Origin of the sequence: Geofilum rhodophaeum (genome assembly GCF_002210225.1) — a bacterium.
Classification (GTDB): domain Bacteria; phylum Bacteroidota; class Bacteroidia; order Bacteroidales; family Marinilabiliaceae; genus Geofilum; species Geofilum rhodophaeum.
This window is the reverse complement of sequence record NZ_MWUJ01000020.1, coordinates 1-20,447: the sequence shown is the minus strand read 5'-3', so window position 1 is coordinate 20,447 and position 20,447 is coordinate 1. Positions and strand designations below refer to the sequence as shown.

Sequence of the window (20,447 nt, the reverse complement as noted above, 5' to 3'; positions counted from 1 at the left end):
GGTAACTTCGCGCGAACGAAATGCCTGTTTCACGGCTAAATAAAATAAAATTTACCGCTCTATGTCCACCATCATTCTTGGGATTGAATCTTCCTGCGACGATACCTCTGCTTCCATCATCAAAAATGATACCATTTTAAGCAACGTAATTGCCGGTCAGGCCGTGCACGAAGCCTACGGCGGCGTGGTGCCCGAGCTGGCTTCCCGCGCCCATCAGCAAAACATTGTGCCGGTGGTGCATCAGGCTTTGAAAGAGGCCGGGGTAAAAGTGGAAGAAGTGGATGCCGTGGCTTATACGCGGGGACCGGGACTAATGGGGTCTTTGCTGGTGGGAACGTCCTTTGCGAAGGGTTTTGCGCTGGCGCGCAAAATCCCCCTGATTGAGGTGAACCATCTGCAGGCGCATGTACTGGCACATTTTCTGCAAAAGCCCGATGCGCAGCGCCCCGTTCCTTCCTTCCCCTTTTTGTGTCTGCTGGTATCGGGCGGCAACAGTCAGCTCATTGTAGTGCGCTCGCCCCTCGAAATGGAGATTGTTGGTCAGACCATCGACGATGCGGCGGGGGAGGCCTTTGACAAGTGTGCCAAGGTGATGGGCCTGCCTTATCCGGGGGGACCGCTAATCGATAAGTATGCCTGGGAGGGGGATGCGGCGGCTTTTCAGTTCAGCAAGCCGCGGATTGCGGGACTCGATTACAGTTTTAGTGGACTCAAGACTTCGTTTTTGTATTTTTTGCGCGACCGGCTGAAGGAAAATCCGGATTTTATGGCGGAGCGGCGCAACGATTTGTGCGCCTCGTTGCAGCGGACCATTGTGGAGGTGCTGATGGATAAGCTGATTAAGGCGGCTAAGGAGACCGGCATCAAGGAAATAGCGCTGGCCGGCGGGGTGTCGGCCAACAGCGCTTTGCGCGCTGCCGTGCAGGATATGGAGCGGCGCCGGGGTTGGCGCACCTACATTCCCGATTTGGCGCTGACGACCGACAATGCGGCGATGATTGCCATCACGGGCTGGTTCAAGTACCGGAAGGGCGAATTCTCGTCGCAGGAGGCGGCCCCCTTTGCCCGTATGCCCTAAGGGGGAATATTTTCGGAATAATATTTGCGGACTTCTTTGGACTGTTTGTTTTTTCGTATTTTAGCGCAATATATCTTGTAACCAACAAAACTTACGTCGATTATGAATCCTTTTATGCTGATACAGGCTGCCGCCCAAGGTGCAGCCACCGAAGTAGAGGGTGAGGAAGTGGTAGAACAGAGCATCAACCTGATTGAGCTGATGTTGAAGGGCGGATGGATCATGCTTCCCCTGGGAATACTGTCGATCATTGCCGTGTACATCTTTATTGAGCGTTATTTGGCGCTGCGCCGTGCCTCTACCGAGGATACCACCTTTATGAACCGCATCAAGGATTACATACACGACGGTAAAATAGATTCGGCCCTGGCCCTTTGCAGCAACAGTGCCCATCCCATTGCCCGCATGATCGAGAAAGGCATCAGTCGCATCGGTCGCCCCCTGGGTGATGTCAGCACGGCCATCGAAAACGTCGGCAACCTGGAGGTGAGTCGCATGGAAAAAGGGCTGCCCACTCTGGCCACCATTGCGGGTGGCGCGCCCATGATCGGTTTCTTGGGAACGGTAATTGGTATGATCAAGTCGTTCTGGGAAATGTCGAACGCGGGCAACAACATTATGGTGGATCAGCTGGCCGGTGGTATCTACACCGCTTTGGTGACTACCGTAACGGGACTCATCGTGGGTATTGTGGCCTACTTTGCCTACAACATTCTGGTGGCCCGGGTCGAAAAGGTGGTGTTTAAAATGGAAGCCCGCACCATGGAGTTTATGGATATTCTGAACGAACCGGCACGCTAAAGACAGTTACCATGGCATTGAAATCAAGAAGTAAAATAAATGCAACCTTCTCCATGTCGTCGATGACCGACGTGGTTTTTCTGTTGCTCATTTTTTTCATGATTACTTCCACGCTGGTCAACCCGAATGCCATTAAGTTGTTGCTGCCGCAAAGCCGGCAGCAGACGGCGGCAAAACCGGCCACCAGTGTTTCCGTTACCCGTGAACTCAATTATTATGTGGGTACGCAACGGGTTCCTTTTAACCGACTCGAATCGACTTTAAGGACTGCTGTGGGAACGGAGACCGATGTGTACATTTCGCTGCATGTTGATGAGAATGTACCCATGAAGGAAGTCGTGAAGGTTATGAATATTGCCAAGAACAACGATTTTAAAGTGATTTTGGCAACCAGAGCCAGGTGATATGGAAGAGAAGCGCAGTGATAAGACTTATGGAGCGATTGGTACCACCGTTTTTCATGTGGTGCTGTTGTTGCTCTTGTTGATTTTCGGCCTCAAAAGCATTCCCCAGGAAGAGGAAGGCATTTTGGTGGCCCTGGGCGACGGTCCCACCGGTATGGGACCGGCAGTGCCTTCGCGCAGTGCACCAGTGACTCAGCAACAGCAAAGTGCAAGCCCTCCACCGCGTCCCACCACCCCGCCTCCGGCATCTACGCCCCAGCCTTCGCAGGAGCAGTTGATGACCCAGAAAACCGAAGAAGCACCGGCCATATCGGCCGAAGAGAAAGCCCGCCGCGCGGCCGAACAAAAGCGTCTCGAAGAAGAGCGGCGGCGGCAAACGGAACTCGACCGGCAGCGTCGGGAAGCAGAGGCTGAAGCGGAGCGCCTGCGCCAGGCCGAACTGGAGCGCCAGCGCCGGGAAGCAGAAGCCGAACGCCAGCGTTTGGCCGAGGAACAGCGCAAGCGTGAAGAGCAGGAACGCCAGGCCGCTGAGGCGCGCAACGCCGTAAGCGGCGCCTTCAGCAATCAAGGCAGCACCGCCCAGTCCTCCGGCGAAGCAGGCGGAGCCGGCAGTCAGGGTGCCCTTACCGGCGATCCCAACGCACGGACTTATACCGGAACGGGATTGGGTGCCTCGGGCAATTCTTTCAGTCTCTCCGGCCGCAGCTTGTCCGGCACCCTGCCGCGACCCGCCTACAACATTCAGGAAGAGGGCATTGTGGTGGTGGAGATTACCGTGGACCGCACGGGGGTGGTGACCAGCGCCCAGCCCATTTTGCGGGGCACTACTACTCAGAATTCTACTTTATGGGAGGAAGCCCGGAAGGCCGCATTGAAGGCCCGTTTTAACCCGGATCAGGGGGCGCCGGCGCTGCAAAAGGGCATCATTACTTACCACTTTGTGCTGAATTAGGCAATTTTTAGCTGGGGATGCTTATGGGTGGGGAAGCTTTTGGTCTCATTCCATCGGCTCTTCCCCTGCAAGTACCAAAGCTTAGTCGTTCAGTTTGTGAAGGTCTTCGGATAATTGATATGGATTGGGGCCTTTAAGTGTGATGTTGTTTTGCTCCAAGAGTTTTTCAAATTTGTATCGAGACAGGCCTGCAAACTGCGCCGCTTTCCCAAATGTCAGTAGGCCTTCCTGGTAGAGGTAGAGAGCAAGGGCCTTCTGGAACTTTGCTTTCAGTTCTTCTTCTGAGGCGTTGAGGGCCATCATAATATCCGGTGAAACCTCAATTGGAATGTGAATCGATTTCATACCATTTGTTTTACTTAAAGATAGGACTTATTCCGGGTTTTGACCATTTAATTTTCATTTCCATGTCTTGACCTTTTTTTTTTAGGTCTTGATGTGAAATGGTGCGACCTTCAAGGCTGTCTTGTTTGGGCAAATTTTGTTTTACTAAAGTTAGGGCTTTTTGCGGGCTGCGGCAAGGGTTTGTTAATGGAGTGTTAAGGGGGTAGGCGGACTTGCACAGAGGGGGTGGCTTGTTGTATATTTGTTTAGAAAGCTGCTGAAGAACATGATGTTTGTCATTTACAAGCCTTGGTTTTAGGTTGTATATTTAGTTTAAGCTTTCGCAAAAAAGGAACAACGGTTCACAATGGCTTAAGATTGATTTTACATTTTTTTAGTTTTTGAATGGGCCTGCAGTTTGTTCGATTTTGGGAAATCAGAAACAATAAGGCGTTGAGGATTTATTTTTATAAAGTCAAGAATAAGCTGGTTAAAAAGAGTTAAAACGCATTGCGGGTCGCAAAGTTTTTGATAAACTTGCATAAGTATTTGATGAACGACCTACTGATACGGGTAAAGTTCTTTCATAAATTAAGGTTAGGGTTATTAAACTTTCACCGCTCAGTATAAAGGTTTTAACGAAAATCTTTTTTTTCTGAGAAAGCAAACATTTTTGGATTTTATTTGTTTATATAAATAAAGTTAGGTTTTTCATAATTTTGGGTTAGGGTTAAGGTTAGAAATGGGATGCACCAAACGAGGTGGTCCCATTTCTGTTTTTTAGCCGTTTAACCTTTGGGCTGTCAACTTGGTCAAAACCCTTGGTCGATTTATTTGTTTTTATTGTACTTTGGTGGTGTTGAAGGATTTTTCCCGCTTTGTATGCTCGATGCTTTGGTGGCGCTAACGCCTTTTTATATTTCCTTATTCTGGGCCCTCTATTTTCTTCTGCGCGGGAGGCCTGCATCGTCGTCTTATCGACTCCTGGGAGCTTTTATGGCCTCTTCGGCCGGACTGTTTTTGATGCATGGCTTTTTCTATCTGGAGGCTTATGCCCTTTATCTGGCCCTCGATCCCCTTTATTCGCTCACTTCCCTGTCTTCCTATCCTTTAATGTATTGGTACATCCGCGCGCTGACCTGTGAGCCGGTTTTGCGCTGGCGCAACCTGTGGCATTTTGTGCCGGCCGTGACGGTAGCTTTGGTTTTAGGGGTACTGCATCTGGCCGGGGGCGAGGCGGAGCGCTGGCGCTATTTGCAGCGTTTGTTGCTCGATAATGATTTTTCGTTGGTGTGGGACCGGGGCCTTGCTGCCTGGATGGCAAGGGTGTATTTGTTGAGTCGCTTGTTTTTTGCCGTGCAGGTGTTTTATTACCTGGTACGGGCATGGCGACTGGTAGGGGGTTATGAGCAGCGTTTGTTGTCGTTCTACAGTGAATTGAAGGGACGGCGCTTGTCGTGGGTAAGGTTCTTAACCCTGATTATGATAGGGGGCTCGCTGACCAGCACCTTGTCGAATTTTATGGGCAGGGGCTATTTTGCCAGCGATCACCTGGCTTTGTTGCTGCCCTCTCTGGCTTTTAGTCTGGTGATTTTTATGGTCGGCTACATGGGCAGTATGCAGCGTTACTCCATTAAGGATGTGGTGCTGGATGAGGAGACGAACGACAGGGAGGCGGAGGCCGACTCGGCGGGGGGGCACAGCAGCAGCAGCGGTCCCGTTGGTTTTTCGGGTCGCGAGCGTTTGCGCAGGGACCTCCTGCGCCTGATGGAGGAGGAGACTTTGTTTAAGCAGGCCGATTTGCGCATCTCTGATGTGTCGCAGCGTTTGCGCACCAACCGGACCTACTTGTCCAACCTGATTAATGAGGAGTTTGGGGAGAGTTTCAACGTCTTTGTAAACCGCTATCGCATCCAACACGCCTGTCGCCTGATGGCACGTTCAGAGTACCGCTCTTACGCTCTGGCGCATTTGGCGGAGTTGTGCGGTTTTGGTTCAGTAAGCTCCTTCAACAGGGCCTTTAAATACTTCGAGGGCATTACCCCCTCTCAATACCTGCAGGCCCAGGAATAAAACGGGCCTGAGAACAAATCCCAGGCCCGGTGGTGTTTCGACAGCAATGTGTCTTGCAATTGTTGGGGGCATTAACCCCTGAGCGTGGCACCCAGCTGGCGCTCAAAAGCCTGAATCAGACTCTGCATAATTTTGTCGATCTGCTTGTCCTTCAACGTTTGTGTGGGATCTTCCAGAACAAAGCTGATGGCATAGGACTTTTTGCCGGCTTCTATTTTGTCGCCTTCATAAATATCAAACAGCGAGACTTTTTTGAGCAGTTTTTTCTCGGTCTTACGCGCTACCGCTTCCAGGTCGGCAAATTGCACGCTGCGGTCGAGCAGCAGGGCCAAATCCCGGCGCACTTCGGGGAAGCGCGAAATTTCCTGGAAGAGCACCTGGTTGCGGGCGGCAATTTTGACCACGGCATCCCAGTCGATTTCGGCAAAAAATACCGGCTCGTCGATGTCGAAAGCCTTCAGCAGTTTTTTACCGACCAGTCCCATTGTCACCACCTGCTGGTTGGCCACAATATAGTGGAGTCCCTCGCTCAGCAGATCCGCTTCCAGTCCCTTAGTGCGCCATTGTTGCTCCTTGATGCCCAGGCGCAGCAGTACATTTTCGGCCATGGTTTTGAGGTCGGCAAAGGAGGCCTTGCGCGCCGGGGTATTCCAGTTGGCGGCGGCCAACTGGCCCGTCATAAACAGGGCCAGGCGCTGTCCCTCCAGATAGCTCTTCTGCAGCCCCTTGTCGCCCTCAGGCTTCAACTGATAACAGTTGCCCAGTTCAAACAACTTTAAGTCCCCATGCTGCCGGTTGCGGTTGTGGCGAATGCTTTCGAGTCCCCCAAACAAGAGGGTCTGCCGCATGCCATTCAAATCGCTGCTCAGGGGATTGGCCAGCACCACGGTCTTTTCGGCCGGAAAGCCGGTGGAGCCTTCGTAATAGGCTACCTTGGTGAGCGAGTTGCACATGATTTCGTTGAAACCTGCCCCCAGCAGCTGCTCGGCAATGCGGTTGCGCAACTGGTGATGGTCGGGCCGCGGCGAATACACAATGGTGGAGTGGATGCTGGTGGGCACTTCTACGTTGTTGTAGCCGTACACGCGCAGGATTTCTTCCACCACATCGGCCTCGCGCTGCACATCTACCCGGTAGGGCGGCACGGCTACGGTGAGTCCCGCTGCCTGCTCCTTAACAATGCGGATGTCGAGGGCCTCCAGAATGTTTTTAATCAGGGCCGGTTCCAGGTCTTTGCCAATGAGGCGACGAATGTTGGCCCATTGAAGTTCCACCTCAAAGTCGCCCACCGGCTGCGGATACACATCTACAATGTCGCTGGAGATGCTGCCGCCGGCTATTTCTTTTATCAAAAGGGCCGCTCTTTTCAGGGCCCAGAGGGTCATGTTGGGATCGCTGCCCCGCTCAAAACGGAAGGAGGCATCGGTAAAGAGTACGTGGCGGCGACTGGTCTGCCGAACGTACACGGGATTGAAGCAGGCGCTTTCTAAAAAGATGCGGGTGGTTTTTTCGCTCACCCCGCTCTTAATGCCGCCAAATACCCCGGCAATGCACATGCCTTCTTTTTCGTTGCATATCATCAGGTCGTCGGCATCGAGCTTCCGCTCTTTCTCGTCGAGGGTGACAAAAGGCGTGTCCTGCGGCAGGGTTTTCACAATTACGTGATCGCCGGCAATCTGGTCGCCATCGAAGGCGTGCAGGGGCTGCCCACACTCGTGCAGCACAAAGTTGGTGATGTCCACAATGTTGTTGATGGGCGTCATGCCAATGCTCAGTAGGCGGTTCTTCAGCCAGTCGGGCGACTCTTTTACGGTGACTCCGCTGATGGTGAGTCCGCTGTAGCGGGTGCAGGCTTCGGCCGTTTCTACGGTGACTTTTACGGGGTAGTTTTGGTTGTCGCTCTTGAAGGCCTCCACGCTTGGACGGGTCACTTTTACCGAGGCGTCCTGCAGGCGCAGGGCGGCGGCCAAATCGCGGGCCACTCCCAGGTGGGAGGCGGCATCTATGCGGTTGGGGGTGAGGTCCACCTCCAGAATGGTATCGCTTTCGAGCTGGAAGTACTGGGCGGCCGGGGTGCCGACCGGCACCTCGGCAGGCAGTACCATAATGCCGTCGTGATGGGTACCCAGACCGATTTCGTCTTCGGCACAAATCATGCCTTCGGACTTCTCGCCCCGTATTTTGGCCTTCTTAATTTCAAAGGCCTCATCGCCGTTGTACAGCGTTGTGCCTACGGTGGCAACAATAACTTTTTGTCCCGCCGCCACATTGGGGGCGCCGCAGACAATGGGCAGGATTTCACCGCTGCCGGTGTCGACTGTGGTTACGCTCAGCTTGTCGGCATTGGGGTGGCGATCGCAACTGAGCACCTGGCCCACGACCAGTCCCCGCAAGCCGCCTTTAACACTTTCTTTTTCTTCGATGCTGCCTACTTCCAGACCCAGTGAGGTGAGGATGTCGGCCAGCTCCTGAGCCGATTTGTCGGTATTGATGTATTCTTTTAACCACTTGTAGGAAATGTCCATGCCGCTTACTCTTGTTTGATGTTCTATTCTTGGGAAAATCTTTTACAGTCAGGCAAAAATAATCAAAATGAACAGACCAAGCTATTTTTGCCGACCCAATTTTGGGGCTGCAGGGCGGTGTCGGCCGCCCTGTTTATTGCTGTTTGTCGCTTATTGCTTATCTTTGATACTTGTAAAAATGTGTATATGGAGAAAATTAAAGCGAATCACCGACCCCTTATTTTGGTGACGAACGACGACGGGGTGGAGGCTAAGGGAATTCATTCGTTGATTGAGGCGGTTCGCCCTTTTGGAGATGTGGTGGTGGTGGCCCCCGACCAGGCCATGTCGGGCATGTCGCACGCCATTACTGTGAAGCATCCTTTGTACCTGACCAAGGTGCAGGAGGAGCCGGGTTTACAGATTTTTAAGAGCAACGGAACACCGGCCGATTGTGTTAAGCTGGCGGTGAATGTGCTTTTGGCCGATATGCCGGCCTTTGTGGTTTCGGGCATCAACCACGGAACCAACAGCTCGATAAGCATGCATTACTCGGGCACCCTGGGCGGCGCCCGCGAAGGCGTGCTCAACGGCATTCCCGCCATTGGCTTTTCCTTGCTGGCCTACGAAGCCGATGCCGATTTCAGCAGCGCCATTCATTACAGTCGCGCCATTTTTGAGCAGGTACTCGAGCAGGGACTGCCCAAGGGGGTGTGTCTTAATGTAAACATCCCTGCGGGAAAGGACGTCAAGGGCGTGAAAATCTGCCGCCAGGCCGAAGGCCGCTGGGTAGAGGAGTTCGACGAGCGGGTAGATCCGCGCGGAAAGCGTTATTTTTGGCTCACCGGCCATTTTGAGCACCACGATACCGAAAATGAAATGAGCGATGAGTATGCGCTGCGTAATGGTTATGTTTCGGTGGTGCCCTGTGCAGTGGATGCCACGCATGAGGGGGGACTGGCTCACCTGAAGGCGCTGGATATGGAGGCGATTGCAGCAATGGCGCGGTGAATCGGACCCTGTATTCTTTCAACCTGCTTTATTCATAAGTTGTCGTTATGAGATGCTCAAAATTTATGAATTATTCAGGTTAAATAGAGTTCTGAATAACAAGTATAATATCTGTATACAATGGCAGCAAAAAAAGGCGACAGTCAACTTTGGGGTTTGGCGGCGGGCTTGGTACTTCCCGCGGTATTTGCCTATCTTGTTTATTGGTTTCGGTTTGACCACAGTACCGCGTTTGCCGAGGTGTTGGAGGCCCTGAAGGGCGTCAAGAGTCTCGGCAAGCTGTTGAGCCTTAGTGTGATGCCCAACTTGTTGTTGTTCTTTATAGGCATATGGTCGGATCGTTTGCTGCTGGCCCGGGGGGTACTGACCGCCACGGCGGTGTATGCGGTGGTGGCTGTGGTGCTGTTCCTGATTCGCTGATGCTAAAGAGATGCGTGTATGAAATATTATTTGATTGCCGGTGAGGCCTCGGGCGATTTGCACGGTGCCAATTTAATGCGGGCCCTGAAAAAGCAGGATGCCCTGGCGCATTTTCGTTTTTGGGGCGGCGATTTGATGGCGGCTGAGGGGGGACAGCAGGTGAAGCATTACCGGGATACGGCCTACATGGGCTTTTTTGAGGTGGTGACCCACTTGCCGGCCATTTTCGGCAATTTGCGTTTTTGTCGTCAAGACCTGGCCGACTACGATCCGGATGTGGTGATTTTAATTGACTACCCGGGCTTTAATTTGCGTATGGCCCGCTTTGCCAAAAAAGCGGGTATTAAGGTGTTTTACTACATCGCACCTAAAATATGGGCCTGGAACACGCGTCGTGCCCACAAAATCCGTAAGTACGTCGATAAGGTGTTTACCATTCTGCCCTTCGAGACCGACTTTTATGGGCGCTACGGGGTGCCGGTGGTGTACTCGGGCAATCCCCTGATGGATGCCATTGAAAACCGTCCCCATAAGCACGAAGATTTCAACGATTTTACCGAGCGCAATAAGTTGGCCGACAAGCCCATTATTGCCTTACTGGCCGGGAGTCGCCGTCAGGAAATCGACCGCATGCTGCCCGATATGCTGGCCATGCTGCCTTATTTTCCGGAGTTTCAGTTTGTCATTGCCGGCGCACCTTCGTTTAAGGAGGCCGATTATGCGCCCTATTTGGAGGGCACCACCGAGGTGTCGGTGGTTTTTGGTCAGACCTACAATCTGTTGGAGCAGAGTCACGCTGCCCTGGTTACTTCGGGTACGGCCACCCTTGAGGCGGGCTTGTTGCGCTGTCCCCAGGTGGTCTGCTACAAAATGTGGGGCGGCGGCTTTACCGATTTTATGGCCAAAAAGGTGATCATTAAGGTGCCCTTTATTTCGCTGGTGAATTTGATTATGGACCGCGAGGTGGTGAAGGAACTGTTTCAGAGTGGTTTTTCTCTGCAAAGTCTGCGCGAGGAATTGTCGGCCCTCTGTTTTAATGAGGCTTACCGCAAGCAAATGCTGGGCGATTACGAGGAGCTGGCTTTGCTGGTAGGGGGTGCGGGCAGTAGTGAGCGGACCGCCTCGGCCATGTGGGCGGCTTTGCGCAATCAGGAAGACGCGCTTTTGTAAGTGGGTCGTGGCTGGCGCGACCAAGGAAGATATTTGGAATAAAAATTAAGAGACTATGTGGGCGCTTTGGAGAAAGGAATGGATGATGTTTTTCAGTTCTCTCACCGGCTATCTGGTGGCGGGGGTGTTTTTGGTGGTGACGGCCTTGTTTTTATGGTTTGTACCGGGCACCATGAACATTCCGCTGGGCGGCTATGCTTCGTTGGAGAGTCTGTTTATGCTGGCGCCCTGGATTTACTTGTTTTTGGTGCCGGCCGTTACCATGCGCCTGCTGGCCGAGGAGCGGCGTCAGGGTACCATAGAGCTGCTGCTGACGCATCCCTTGACCGACTGGCAGGTGGTGGGGGCCAAGTATTTGGCGGGACTTAGTCTGGTTTTGCTCTCCCTGCTGCCCACCCTGGTGTATTTCTTTTCGGTGAGCCAGCTGGCCCAGCCGGTGGGGAACATCGACCACGGGGCCATTTGGGGCTCGTACATTGGACTGGTTTTACTGGCGGCGGTGTATGCGGCTATAGGACTGTTTACTTCGTCGCTGAGCGACAATCAGCTGGTGGCTTTTTTGCTGGCGGTGGTTTTGTGCTACTTTTTCTACGATGGCTTTGCGGCCCTGGCTTCCTTGCAGGGACTGGGACAGGCTTCGGTATTCATCAACAACCTGGGCATCGATGCCCATTACCAGAGCATCAGTCGCGGGGTAGTGGATTTGCGCGACTTGGCTTATTTCCTTGGTGTTATTGCCTTGTTGCTGGCCCTTACCCGTCTGAAATTGGGCAGCAGGCGCTGGTCGCGCCCCGCCATGCTGCGCAAGGATTTGGCGCAACTGGGTGCAGTGGTCGCCCTGGTGCTGGCCGTGAATGTGTTGGCGCAGCAGTGGTATTTCCGGCTCGATTTAACCGCCGAAAAGCGCTATACCCTGGCACCGGTCACCAAGCAGTTTTTAGGGCAGAACGACAAACAGGTGCTGGTCAAGGTGTATTTGTCGGGCGACCTGAATCCGGGTTTCAGTAAGTTGGCGCGGGCCACGCGCGATATGCTCGACGAATTTCGTCTGGCTTCGGGAGCCTCTCTGCGCTATGAGTTTGTAGATCCGGCCGATTCGCCAACGGCGAAGGAGGAATTGGCCGAGTACGAGCTGGCTGCCGTGCCGGTCTTTGAGACCCAGGCCGATGGGCGCCGCATCCAGTCCAATGTTTATCCCTACGCGCTGTTTAATATCGACGACTATGAATTGCCGGTAAACCTGCTCGACAATCTGCCGGGGCGTTCGGGCGCCGAGAATCTGAACAGCTCCATGGAGGCCCTGGAGTACAAGCTGAGTGATGTGATGCGGCGTTTGCTGACCGATGAGGTGCCTGCTGTGGCTTTTCTGGAAGGGCACGGCGAACTGGACATGCTGGATGTGTACGACATCAGCGAGGCCCTCTCTTACCATTATCAGGTCGATAGGGGCAGTCTCACCGACGATCCCTACATTCTGGACAACTATAAGGCCGTGATCATCGCCAAGCCGCAGGAGAAATTCAGTGAGCGTGAAAAGTTTGTACTCGACCAGTATCTGATGCGGGGCGGTCGCCTCCTTTGGCTGGTCGATGCCGTTCAGGTGACCCTGGATAGTCTGCGTTCGGCCACGCAGACGGTGGGACTGGCTACGGATGTGAATCTGACCGATCAGTTGTTCCGTTACGGAGTGCGCATCAACCACGAGCTGGTGCAGGATGTGCAGGCGGCCATGATTCCCGTGAATACTGCTGGTGCCGGTGAACAGGCACGACTGGTGCCGGTGCCCTGGATGTTTCATCCCCTGCTCAATACCAACCGCGAACATCCGGTTACCCGCAACCTTAATGTGGTGCGGGGTGAGTTTGTCAGCAGCATCGATACGGTGGGCACGCCCACAGGCCTGCGGCGTGATGTGCTTTTGCGGACCAGTCAGTATGCCCGTCGCCTGCCGGTACCCGTCTTTATTTCTCTGGCCATGGTCAACGAAGAGCCCAACCGGGCAGCCTTTGGCGATCCCCACCTGCCGGTAGCCGTGGCGCTCGAGGGCCGTTTCCCTTCCGCTTTTGCCAATCGGCCTGTGCCTCCGGGGCTTCAATTCAGCAGCGACGATCTTCGGCGGGAAAGCAAGTCCACACGCATGATTGTGGTGTCCGACGGCGACATCATTCGCAATGAGGTGAGAATGCGCCATGGCAGCAATCCCCAGCCCATGCCCCTGGGTTTTGATGAGGTGGGCAACCAGCAGTTTGGCAACCGTGATTTTATTTTAAATGCGGTGCATTACCTGGCCGATGAGGAGGGTTGGATGGCCCTGCGTTCGCGTTCCTACCAGTTGCGCCTGCTCGACCGGGAGAAGCTGGCCTCGGAGCTGGAGTTTTGGAAATGGCTGAATTTGTTGCTCCCGCTGGTGTTTTTGGGTCTCTTAGGCCTGGTGTTTCCTTTGTGGCGAAAGTGGCGCTACGGGCGGGCTGCCGACCGGACATAAAAAAGTACGGAGCCCTTGTCTTTCTTTCTTTGATTATTCCTATCTTTGAAAATGGAGGAGTCGGCTTGCGGGTGGCTTGCTTTGCTCACATTTATAGTGAAATAGCCCGCTGCACTTGTGAAATAATCTATTAAAATATTTATCGATGAAGTTTGTTGTATCCAGTTCCGAGTTGCTGTCGCATTTGCAGGCCATCAGCAGGGCCATTTCTACCAAAAGTCAGTTGCCCGTGCTCGATTGTTTTTTAATTGAGCTGAGTGGAAATACTTTGAGCATGACGGCCTCCGATTTGGAGGTAACCATGACCACCACCCTCGAAACGGATGAAACAGTGGAAGAGGGCCGGGTGGCCTTTCCGTCCAAGATGCTGCTCGAAATTCTGAAGAAGTTGCCCGAGCAACCCCTTACTTTTGTCGTGGACAGCAACACTTTGGGTGTGGACATTCAGTCGGAGCGCGGTAAGTACAACTTTGTGGGTCAGCCGGCCGACGATTATCCAAACCTGCCTCAGGTAGAGGAGGATAAGGCCAGCAGCATGCGGGTGCCTGCTTCGCTTTTGCTCACCGGCATTACCAAGACCTTGTTTGCCACTGCCGACGACGAGCTGCGTCCGGTGATGAACGGCATTTTATTTGAATGCAGTCCCGAAAACCTCACCTTTGTGGCTTCGGACTCGCACAAACTGGTGCGCTACCAGCGTCTCGATGCCAAAACCGAATTTGAGGCCTCCTTCATACTGCCCAAAAAGCCCGCTTCCTTGCTCAAGAATGTACTGCCCCGCGAAGATGGCGATGTGCAGGTGGAGTTCGACAACAAAAACGCTTTTTTCACCCTGCCCAACTACCGCCTGGTCTGCCGACTGGTAGAGGGCAATTACCCCACCTACAACGCCGTTATTCCGCAGGACAATCCCAACCGGGCGGTGGTCGATCGCGTCGATTTGGCCAACACTTTGGGACGGGTATCCATTTTCTCCAGCCAGTCGTCGAACCTCGTTAAACTGCACTACAGCAGCGATGAGGTGATGGTTTCGGCGCAGGATCTCGACTTCTCGGTGTCGGCCTTTGAAAAGCTCCGTTGCCAGTACGATGGTGACGAAATGGAGATCGGCTTTAAGTCGTCCTTCCTGGCCGATATTCTGGAAAACATCGATTCAAGCAACATCATTATTGAGATGTCGGATCCCTCACGTGCCGCCATTGTGCTGCCCTTCGATAAGAACGACTTCGAGGACGAGCTGATGCTGCTGATGCCGATGATGATTAATGCTTAAAAGAACTCTGCTTCCCTGCATTACAGCGTGAGTCTCGCACTTATAAAGAAGGTGCGCCCGGGACTGAAGGTGGCAAAGGTCTCCGGGTCGCTGTAGTCGAAAAGGTTGGCGATGCCGGTCTGGACCTGCAGCTGCCCGGGCAGCTGCAGACGCAGGTTGGCGCGCCACAGGGTAAAGTCGTCCAGGTAGGATACACTTTCGGCACCGCTTTCGGCATCGTAAATGCCCCGCGACATCTTCCCCTTATAGCTGCCCTGCAGGTGAAGGGCCGGATGCAGTGGCCAGTCGTTTCGTTGGTAGTGTAGGGCCAGCACGCCGCTGTGGGGGCGACTGCCCGTAAACTGGCGATCCCTTTTCTGGTCGTGTGCCTTAACCAGGGCGTAGCTGGCGTTGACTTCCAACCGGGACAGCGGGCGCCAGCGCAGGAGCAGGTCCATCCCCCGAATGTCCGCCTCCTCAACATTCTGGTAGTAGTAAATCATGGCCGGATCGGTCGCCGCGTCGTAGGCTTCCATTACCTCCGTAATCATATCTTTTACCGCGTTGCGGTAGAGGTGGAGCGAGACGCTCAGGTCGCGCCGGTTGTACTCGGCCGACAGGCCGGTGAAAAGACTGGTTTCGGGGATGAGGTCGGGATTACCAAATACATAGATGGGGAAGGAGGTCGGTGCCTGGTATTCCATGTGGCGGTCCTTAAGCGTGGGCGACTTGTAGCCCGTACCCACATTGCCCCGGAAACTGAAGTCGCCCCAACTCACCCGCGCCGCCGTTTGCCAGGTGCCGTGGTAGCCGTAGTCCGAGTTGTAATTCAGTCGCAGTCCCCCACTCAGCGTCAAGTGCTCGCCCCACTGCCAGTTTTCCTGCACATAGCCCACCCAGTCGCTTTGCTCCAGAGTCGCCGCTATTTTATTGCGCGGCGCCAGCAGCGCCTCACTCAGGTATTCCAGTCCCACCGACATCCGGGAATGTTCGCCCAGTCGGACCTCCCCCGCCAGTCGCCCGTTGTTAAAGCGGAGACTGTATTGCAGGTCGTGCCGCTGCGCGTCTTTTTCGAAAATCCGATAATGATCGCTGTGCCAGACCGCCTCGAGTGTACTCTTGTTGGGCAAGTGGTAGCGGGCGGTGAGATTGTAGTCCACCGCGTCGTTCATTTTGTTGTTGCGCATGGGCAGGGAAGCATCCACGTGGTTTTTATAGAGGTGGCCATTGGCGCTCAGCTCCAGCTTGGGTGCCGCCTGCCAGTGAACTTCCTGGCCCAGTTGATGGGTGGTGGTGCGCTCCATGGTGCGGCCGTCGGACCGCCTATTGTTGAGGTCGTAGCCCTCGGTGTGGAAATGGCGCAGGGTGGTGCGACTCCCCACGCTGCCCTCCTTGAGGGTAAGGGCGGCTTCGGTCTGCGTAGTGCCAAAATTGCTGTAGCGTGTGTAGGCTTCGAGAAGGGGGGATTGACTAATGGGGCAACTGAGTAGGTGTACCACGCCGGCCATGGCGTTGGAGCCGTAGAGTACCGAGCTGGCTCCGCGCACAATTTCGATGCGTCCGGTGTTGAGGAGGCCCAGGCGTTGGTAATCGATGTTGGCATTGCTCTCGCCCGAGATGCGGTTGCCGTCGCGCAAGAACAAGACATAATTGCCCGGCAAGCCCATCATACTGATGTTGCTGCCGTAGGCACCGTGCGAAAACTCAATACCCGGAAGCTGGTTTTCCAGCACCTGCGTCATCTCCCCCCAGTCGCCCCGCCGCAACTGTTCTTGTCCCACCACCTGCGTAAGCACGGGCGAGGTCCTTAAGGGCCGCGGATGCCTGGTGCCGGTGACTACCACCTGATTGAGGTCGTACACGGCAGCTAGGGAATCGAGCGGGAGAGTGGTGTTGGTCGGGCCCTCCGGCGTTCTGGCCCCGAGGCTGGATGCCAGGAGCAGGGCCGACAAGGTCAGCAGGAAAGTATGTTTGTACATGGTTTTCAGCTTGAAAAAAAATGGCAAAAGAGGGGTGCTGCAGTGCAGCCTTAAGAAAGATGCAGTGTTCCGGTGTAGGGGGACTACTGCTGACTGTATTCTTTTGCCGGTGGGCCACGCCATTGCTTGCTTTGCGCATAGTGGCAGGAGCAGCTGTTCTCAGGTGCTTCCATGGGCAGGAAGGTCCGGGCAGCGCTGAACAACTTTTGAAGGCGGGAGGGTACTGCCTTTGCAGCAGGTTCGCTTTGCGTCCTTATTTCTTTTTTGGCAGGGATGTTTTGCAAAAAGTAACCGGCCTCAAACTCAGGGGCCCCGGCAACAGCCTCTACCCTTTGTTCCTGAGCGCTGTCCCCAGGCTCGGTACTGCCGGCCGACCAGTCGCCCCACCACGCCGCCAGCGTAGTCAGCATCAGCAGCAGATAAGGAAGAAAAGGAGCTGTGGAACCAAGTAAAAACATAAAAGTTAATCGGATATTTAAGTCCGCAAAGTTACCTCTTTTTAGGCAATTCTCAAAACCTGCCGGCAGAGGGTGGCTGTGCAGGTCGGTCAGTGTGCCGGCTTTTTTGTATATTTGCAGCCTCAAATGATTAGGAGACAGCATGACGGCAACAAAGAAAAGAGTGGTAGTGGGATTATCGGGAGGCGTGGACTCCAGTGTGGCAGCTTATGTGTTGAAGCAACAGGGCTATGAGGTGCTGGGTTTGTTTATGAAAAACTGGCACGACACCACCGGTGTGCTCAAGGCCGACTGTCCCTGGCTCGACGATAAGTTTGATGCCGAGGCGGTGGCGCGCAAACTCGACATCCCCTTTCATTTTGTGGACCTGAGCACCCATTACCGGGCGCGGGTGGTCGATTACATGTTTGCCGAATACGAGAAGGGACGTACACCCAATCCCGACGTGCTCTGTAACCGCGAAATAAAGTTCGATGTGTTTATGGAGGAGGCCCTGAAACTGGGGGCCGATTTCGTAGCTACCGGTCACTACTGCCGCAAGGAAACCGTGGAGGTGGACGGGCAGCCCGTTCACCGTTTGCTGGCGGGCCTCGATCCGAATAAGGACCAGAGCTATTTCCTTTGTCAGCTCTCGCAAAAACAACTTGAGAAAGCCCTGTTTCCGATCGGGGATTTGCAGAAGCCCGAAGTGCGTCGCATTGCCGGTGAGCTCAAGTTGGTCACCGCCCACAAAAAAGATTCCCAGGGCATTTGCTTTGTAGGTAAGGTGGATTTGCCCGTATTTCTTCAACAAAAGTTGCAGGCCAAAGAAGGCAAGGTGTTTTTGGTGGAGCCCGATGCCGAGCTGTTGCAGCACTCGTGGAACGAGGCGCTCGAAAATCCCGGGGACGAGGTGCTGGAGCAGTTGGCTCAGCCCTATCCCTATCATCCCCGCTACGGCAAAAAAATAGGGCAGCACAACGGGGCCCACTTCTACACCATTGGTCAGCGCAAAGGCCTGAACATTGGCGGCTTTCCCGAGCCCCTCTTTGTACTCGGCATCAATGTCGATTACAATCAGGTGTACGTGGGCATGGGGGCCGAGCACCCCGGTCTCTACAGAAAAGTGTTGAAAGTGAAGCCCGAGGAAATGCACTGGGTGCGCCCCGATTTGGCGCTGAAGGTGGGAGAAGAAGGGCGTTACGACCTGCGTATCCGCTACCGCCAGCCCCTGCAGGGGGCTACCGTGTACCAACGTGCCAACGGTCTGTTTGTCGTTTTTGACAATCCCCAACGCGGCATTACCGCCGGACAGTTTGCCGCCCTGTACCGCAACGACGAGCTACTCGCCTCGGGAGTAATCAATCATTAGGCCGACTTTTTAGCCTGCCGCATCTTGTTCCATATTTGCCACGAATTGACCAGGTTCTGCCAAAGCACATACAGTCCAGGCCCCAGTGTAGCCAATGGGTTCAGGTAAGTCTGCGTGAGCCAGATCGCCAGAATCGTATTTTTCTGTCCCAGTCCCTGTCCCCCCGCTACCGTGCGCCCATACCGCGCACCGATGGCCCTGCCGCCGATAAACTGCAGGAGACAAATCAGCAGCGAGGTCGCTGCGATAAGAAGTTCGAGTCGGTAACTGCCATCGTTATGCATCAGCACAAATTGCGTAACATTACCCAGTACCACCGTTAAGGAAGCCGCCCACAGGTAAAAGGTGAGTATTTGGGCCGACTGCACCTTGCGATGGGCCTTTGGCGAAGTCTTTTGCAGCAAGAGTGCGCCCAAAAAGGGCACAACCAGAATGGGCAGAACTTTTTTGAGTATCAACCAGAAACCAGCCATAAAGGACAGCGTCTCTTCTTTGGCCCCTATGGCCGTTAAAAAGAAGGGCGCAATGAGGGCCACCGACAGGTTACTGATGATGGAATAGGCCGCCGTGGATGCAATGTTTCCACCCAGCATACCCGCCACCACCGGCGCCGAAGTCGCCGTAGCCGTGAGCACACACATCATGGCCGCCTGGGCCAGAATTTCGTTGAAGGGACGCAGCGCCAGATACAAAAGGGCGCTGCCCAGGTACTGAATGGTAAGCAGGATGTAGTGAAAACGGGTAAGACGAATATCGCTCCAGCTCACCCGGCTGTAGGTGATGAAAAGCATCAGCGCAAGCAGGTAGGGGATAAGCGGCGATAGGTGGGCAAGCTGTTGGTGAAAGGCCACCCCAATTACCATGGCAATGGGCAGCAGGTACTTCTCCAGGTATTTTTGCATTGCAATTTTGTTGTATGGTCCCCGCAAAGATAATAGCTTTTGCCCACATCAAAGGGCCCACCGTGCCCGATTATGGGTTCAGGCGGCAGCGGTTAAAAATGACAGGAAAACTTTGATGATTTGAAACCAGGTAATAACTTTATAATTACATATAAATAGGCAGTTATGGACGTTTCCGTTATTCAAATTGGTAATTCAAAAGGGATTCGCTTAAGCAAAAGCCTTTTGAATTGCACCTATGACAACCCTATCAAAAAAGTATCCAACAAGAATTGAGGTTAAGTACAACAGCAAGAAAGGTTGGATGGTCCTTGACCAAATTCGAACGGTTGATAAGCAGCGGATTTTTAAAGTGTTAGCCAGTTTGACGGAAAAGGAAATTGAGAAAGTGAAAAATATAATAAAGGAATTGCTGGTGGATTGAGAAGCGTATAATAAACGGCGGTTTTATGAAAATACTTGGTGTGTTGTCGAAGCTCACGAATCTTTTCTTGAGCTTCCGATTTTACTGGTTGGCCCTGCCACTGGGGCTGGTGTTGGTGCTGTTATCCCTTTTGCAGCAACATTATTTCGGACAAGTGCAAATTGTAGCCTGGATAAGTGCTTTGGGCCTTGTATCCGTAGGCCTTGTTTTTACGCCCTTTCGCCTCTTGAGTACAGATGGCTCCTTGCTTAATCTTGTAGAGAAATGGTTCCGCTGCTCATCGGAACTGATTTTGGGTCTGACTTTTTTTTGTCTGGCCGCATGGTTGTTGGTTGATGCCGGCTGGCTCACCATGACCGGTAAAATATTGGGAGCTGCAAATGGCTTGCTGTTTTGGCTGTTGCTGTTTTGGAACCTTCGCTATAAACTCAGGGATCCCTTGCTGTTGGTGCACTTTGCTTTGAATTTTTTACTGCTTTTCTTTTGGTGAATTGGAAGTGGGATTCAAATTGTATCTTTGAGGAACTGGTAACACCTAGACGCTATATCGGTGTTGCCGCCAATTACTGAGAACCTATCCCATGCGTTTAATGGATTTGCACTCGGTAGAATAGATAAAACCGTATAGGCAGCAGACAGAATCCTGCAGGTAGACTTTTATGAATAAATCGGTGCGAAACGTAATATTGAGATCCAAGCGTCTTTGACCAGGCATTCGTGAAGTAAAGGTAGTGGTCAGACAGTGGGTAGGTCTTTTAAAGGTACCTGCAGAGTAGTACACCAGGATTCTGCGATTGTCGTAGGAAAGTGAAGTTTGGCAGCCCGGTATTGGGCTTCGGTAGAAACTACCCGACTAGCA

The 20,447-nt window shown here is 53.5% G+C and carries 18 protein-coding genes; 13 read left to right on the top strand and 5 right to left on the bottom strand.

Features of this window, described 5'->3' with window-relative positions; genetic code table 11:
• The first annotated feature begins 61 nt into the window (after nucleotides 1-61).
• From tsaD to B4W65_RS14475, 4 genes are all read left to right on the top strand, one after another.
• A complete protein-coding gene (gene tsaD / locus B4W65_RS14490; protein WP_088655892.1) occupies nucleotides 62-1,078 on the top strand; it encodes a tRNA (adenosine(37)-N6)-threonylcarbamoyltransferase complex transferase subunit TsaD in 1,017 nt (338 codons plus the stop codon).
• Nucleotides 1,079-1,180: 102 nt separating this feature from the next.
• Nucleotides 1,181-1,879: a MotA/TolQ/ExbB proton channel family protein gene (locus tag B4W65_RS14485; protein WP_088655891.1), complete on the top strand. Its 699-nt coding sequence runs from the start codon at nucleotides 1,181-1,183 to the stop codon at nucleotides 1,877-1,879.
• Between the two features lie 11 nt (nucleotides 1,880-1,890).
• On the top strand, nucleotides 1,891-2,283 hold the full coding sequence (locus tag B4W65_RS14480) for an ExbD/TolR family protein (protein WP_088655890.1): 393 nt from the start codon (nucleotides 1,891-1,893) through the stop codon (nucleotides 2,281-2,283).
• A 1-nt stretch (nucleotide 2,284) separates the two neighbouring features.
• Entirely contained in the window at nucleotides 2,285-3,235 is a 951-nt protein-coding gene (locus tag B4W65_RS14475; protein ID WP_088655889.1) for a TonB family protein, read from the top strand.
• Between the two features lie 81 nt (nucleotides 3,236-3,316).
• Here B4W65_RS14475 and B4W65_RS14470 read toward each other — a convergent pair whose 3' ends face one another.
• Nucleotides 3,317-3,580 carry a UPF0175 family protein gene (locus B4W65_RS14470; protein ID WP_088655888.1) on the bottom strand — a complete coding sequence of 88 codons (264 nt, stop codon included), beginning with the start codon at nucleotides 3,578-3,580 and terminating at the stop codon, nucleotides 3,317-3,319.
• A gap of 813 nt (nucleotides 3,581-4,393) precedes the next feature.
• Between B4W65_RS14470 and B4W65_RS14465 the strand changes: the two genes are divergently transcribed.
• Nucleotides 4,394-5,632: a helix-turn-helix transcriptional regulator gene (locus B4W65_RS14465; RefSeq protein ID WP_088655887.1), complete on the top strand. Its 1,239-nt coding sequence runs from the start codon at nucleotides 4,394-4,396 to the stop codon at nucleotides 5,630-5,632.
• A gap of 71 nt (nucleotides 5,633-5,703) precedes the next feature.
• Here B4W65_RS14465 and pheT read toward each other — a convergent pair whose 3' ends face one another.
• Nucleotides 5,704-8,157 (bottom strand): phenylalanine--tRNA ligase subunit beta, encoded by a 2,454-nt coding sequence (gene pheT, locus B4W65_RS14460; RefSeq protein WP_088655886.1) that lies wholly within the window; start codon nucleotides 8,155-8,157, stop codon nucleotides 5,704-5,706.
• A gap of 186 nt (nucleotides 8,158-8,343) precedes the next feature.
• Here pheT and surE point away from each other — a divergent pair, with 186 nt between their 5' ends.
• The 5 genes from surE (at nucleotide 8,344) to dnaN (ending at nucleotide 14,495) form a co-directional block, all read left to right on the top strand.
• A complete protein-coding gene (surE, locus tag B4W65_RS14455; protein ID WP_088655907.1) occupies nucleotides 8,344-9,147 on the top strand; it encodes a 5'/3'-nucleotidase SurE in 804 nt (267 codons plus the stop codon).
• A 120-nt stretch (nucleotides 9,148-9,267) separates the two neighbouring features.
• On the top strand, nucleotides 9,268-9,567 hold the full coding sequence (locus B4W65_RS14450; protein WP_088655885.1) for a hypothetical protein: 300 nt from the start codon (nucleotides 9,268-9,270) through the stop codon (nucleotides 9,565-9,567).
• Between the two features lie 18 nt (nucleotides 9,568-9,585).
• On the top strand, nucleotides 9,586-10,737 hold the full coding sequence (gene lpxB, locus B4W65_RS14445; protein ID WP_088655884.1) for a lipid-A-disaccharide synthase: 1,152 nt from the start codon (nucleotides 9,586-9,588) through the stop codon (nucleotides 10,735-10,737).
• Between the two features lie 55 nt (nucleotides 10,738-10,792).
• Nucleotides 10,793-13,222: a gliding motility-associated ABC transporter substrate-binding protein GldG gene (gene gldG, locus B4W65_RS14440; RefSeq protein WP_088655883.1), complete on the top strand. Its 2,430-nt coding sequence runs from the start codon at nucleotides 10,793-10,795 to the stop codon at nucleotides 13,220-13,222.
• A gap of 145 nt (nucleotides 13,223-13,367) precedes the next feature.
• A complete protein-coding gene (gene dnaN / locus B4W65_RS14435) occupies nucleotides 13,368-14,495 on the top strand; it encodes a DNA polymerase III subunit beta (RefSeq protein WP_088655882.1) in 1,128 nt (375 codons plus the stop codon).
• A gap of 20 nt (nucleotides 14,496-14,515) precedes the next feature.
• On the opposite strand, the gene B4W65_RS14430 is transcribed toward dnaN, so the two are convergent.
• Nucleotides 14,516-16,453: a TonB-dependent receptor plug domain-containing protein gene (locus tag B4W65_RS14430; RefSeq protein ID WP_158522855.1), complete on the bottom strand. Its 1,938-nt coding sequence runs from the start codon at nucleotides 16,451-16,453 to the stop codon at nucleotides 14,516-14,518.
• 83 nt (nucleotides 16,454-16,536) lie between these two features.
• On the bottom strand, nucleotides 16,537-16,911 hold the full coding sequence (locus B4W65_RS14425) for a hypothetical protein (protein WP_088655880.1): 375 nt from the start codon (nucleotides 16,909-16,911) through the stop codon (nucleotides 16,537-16,539).
• A 142-nt stretch (nucleotides 16,912-17,053) separates the two neighbouring features.
• Here B4W65_RS14425 and mnmA point away from each other — a divergent pair, with 142 nt between their 5' ends.
• Nucleotides 17,054-18,262, top strand: a complete 1,209-nt coding sequence (gene mnmA, locus B4W65_RS14420) for a tRNA 2-thiouridine(34) synthase MnmA (RefSeq protein ID WP_088655879.1) — start codon at nucleotides 17,054-17,056, stop codon at nucleotides 18,260-18,262.
• Here the strand turns inward: mnmA and B4W65_RS14415 are convergent.
• Nucleotides 18,259-19,164, bottom strand: a complete 906-nt coding sequence (locus B4W65_RS14415) for a transporter (protein ID WP_088655878.1) — start codon at nucleotides 19,162-19,164, stop codon at nucleotides 18,259-18,261. The genes mnmA and B4W65_RS14415 overlap by 4 nt on opposite strands.
• A gap of 238 nt (nucleotides 19,165-19,402) precedes the next feature.
• On the opposite strand from B4W65_RS14415, the gene B4W65_RS14410 reads away from it, so the two are divergent.
• A complete protein-coding gene (locus tag B4W65_RS14410) occupies nucleotides 19,403-19,588 on the top strand; it encodes a type II toxin-antitoxin system PemK/MazF family toxin (RefSeq protein WP_088655877.1) in 186 nt (61 codons plus the stop codon).
• Nucleotides 19,589-19,613: 25 nt separating this feature from the next.
• Complete coding sequence (locus B4W65_RS14405) at nucleotides 19,614-20,078, top strand: hypothetical protein (RefSeq protein ID WP_088655876.1); 465 nt, start codon at nucleotides 19,614-19,616, stop codon at nucleotides 20,076-20,078.
• The last annotated feature ends 369 nt before the right edge of the window (nucleotides 20,079-20,447 follow it).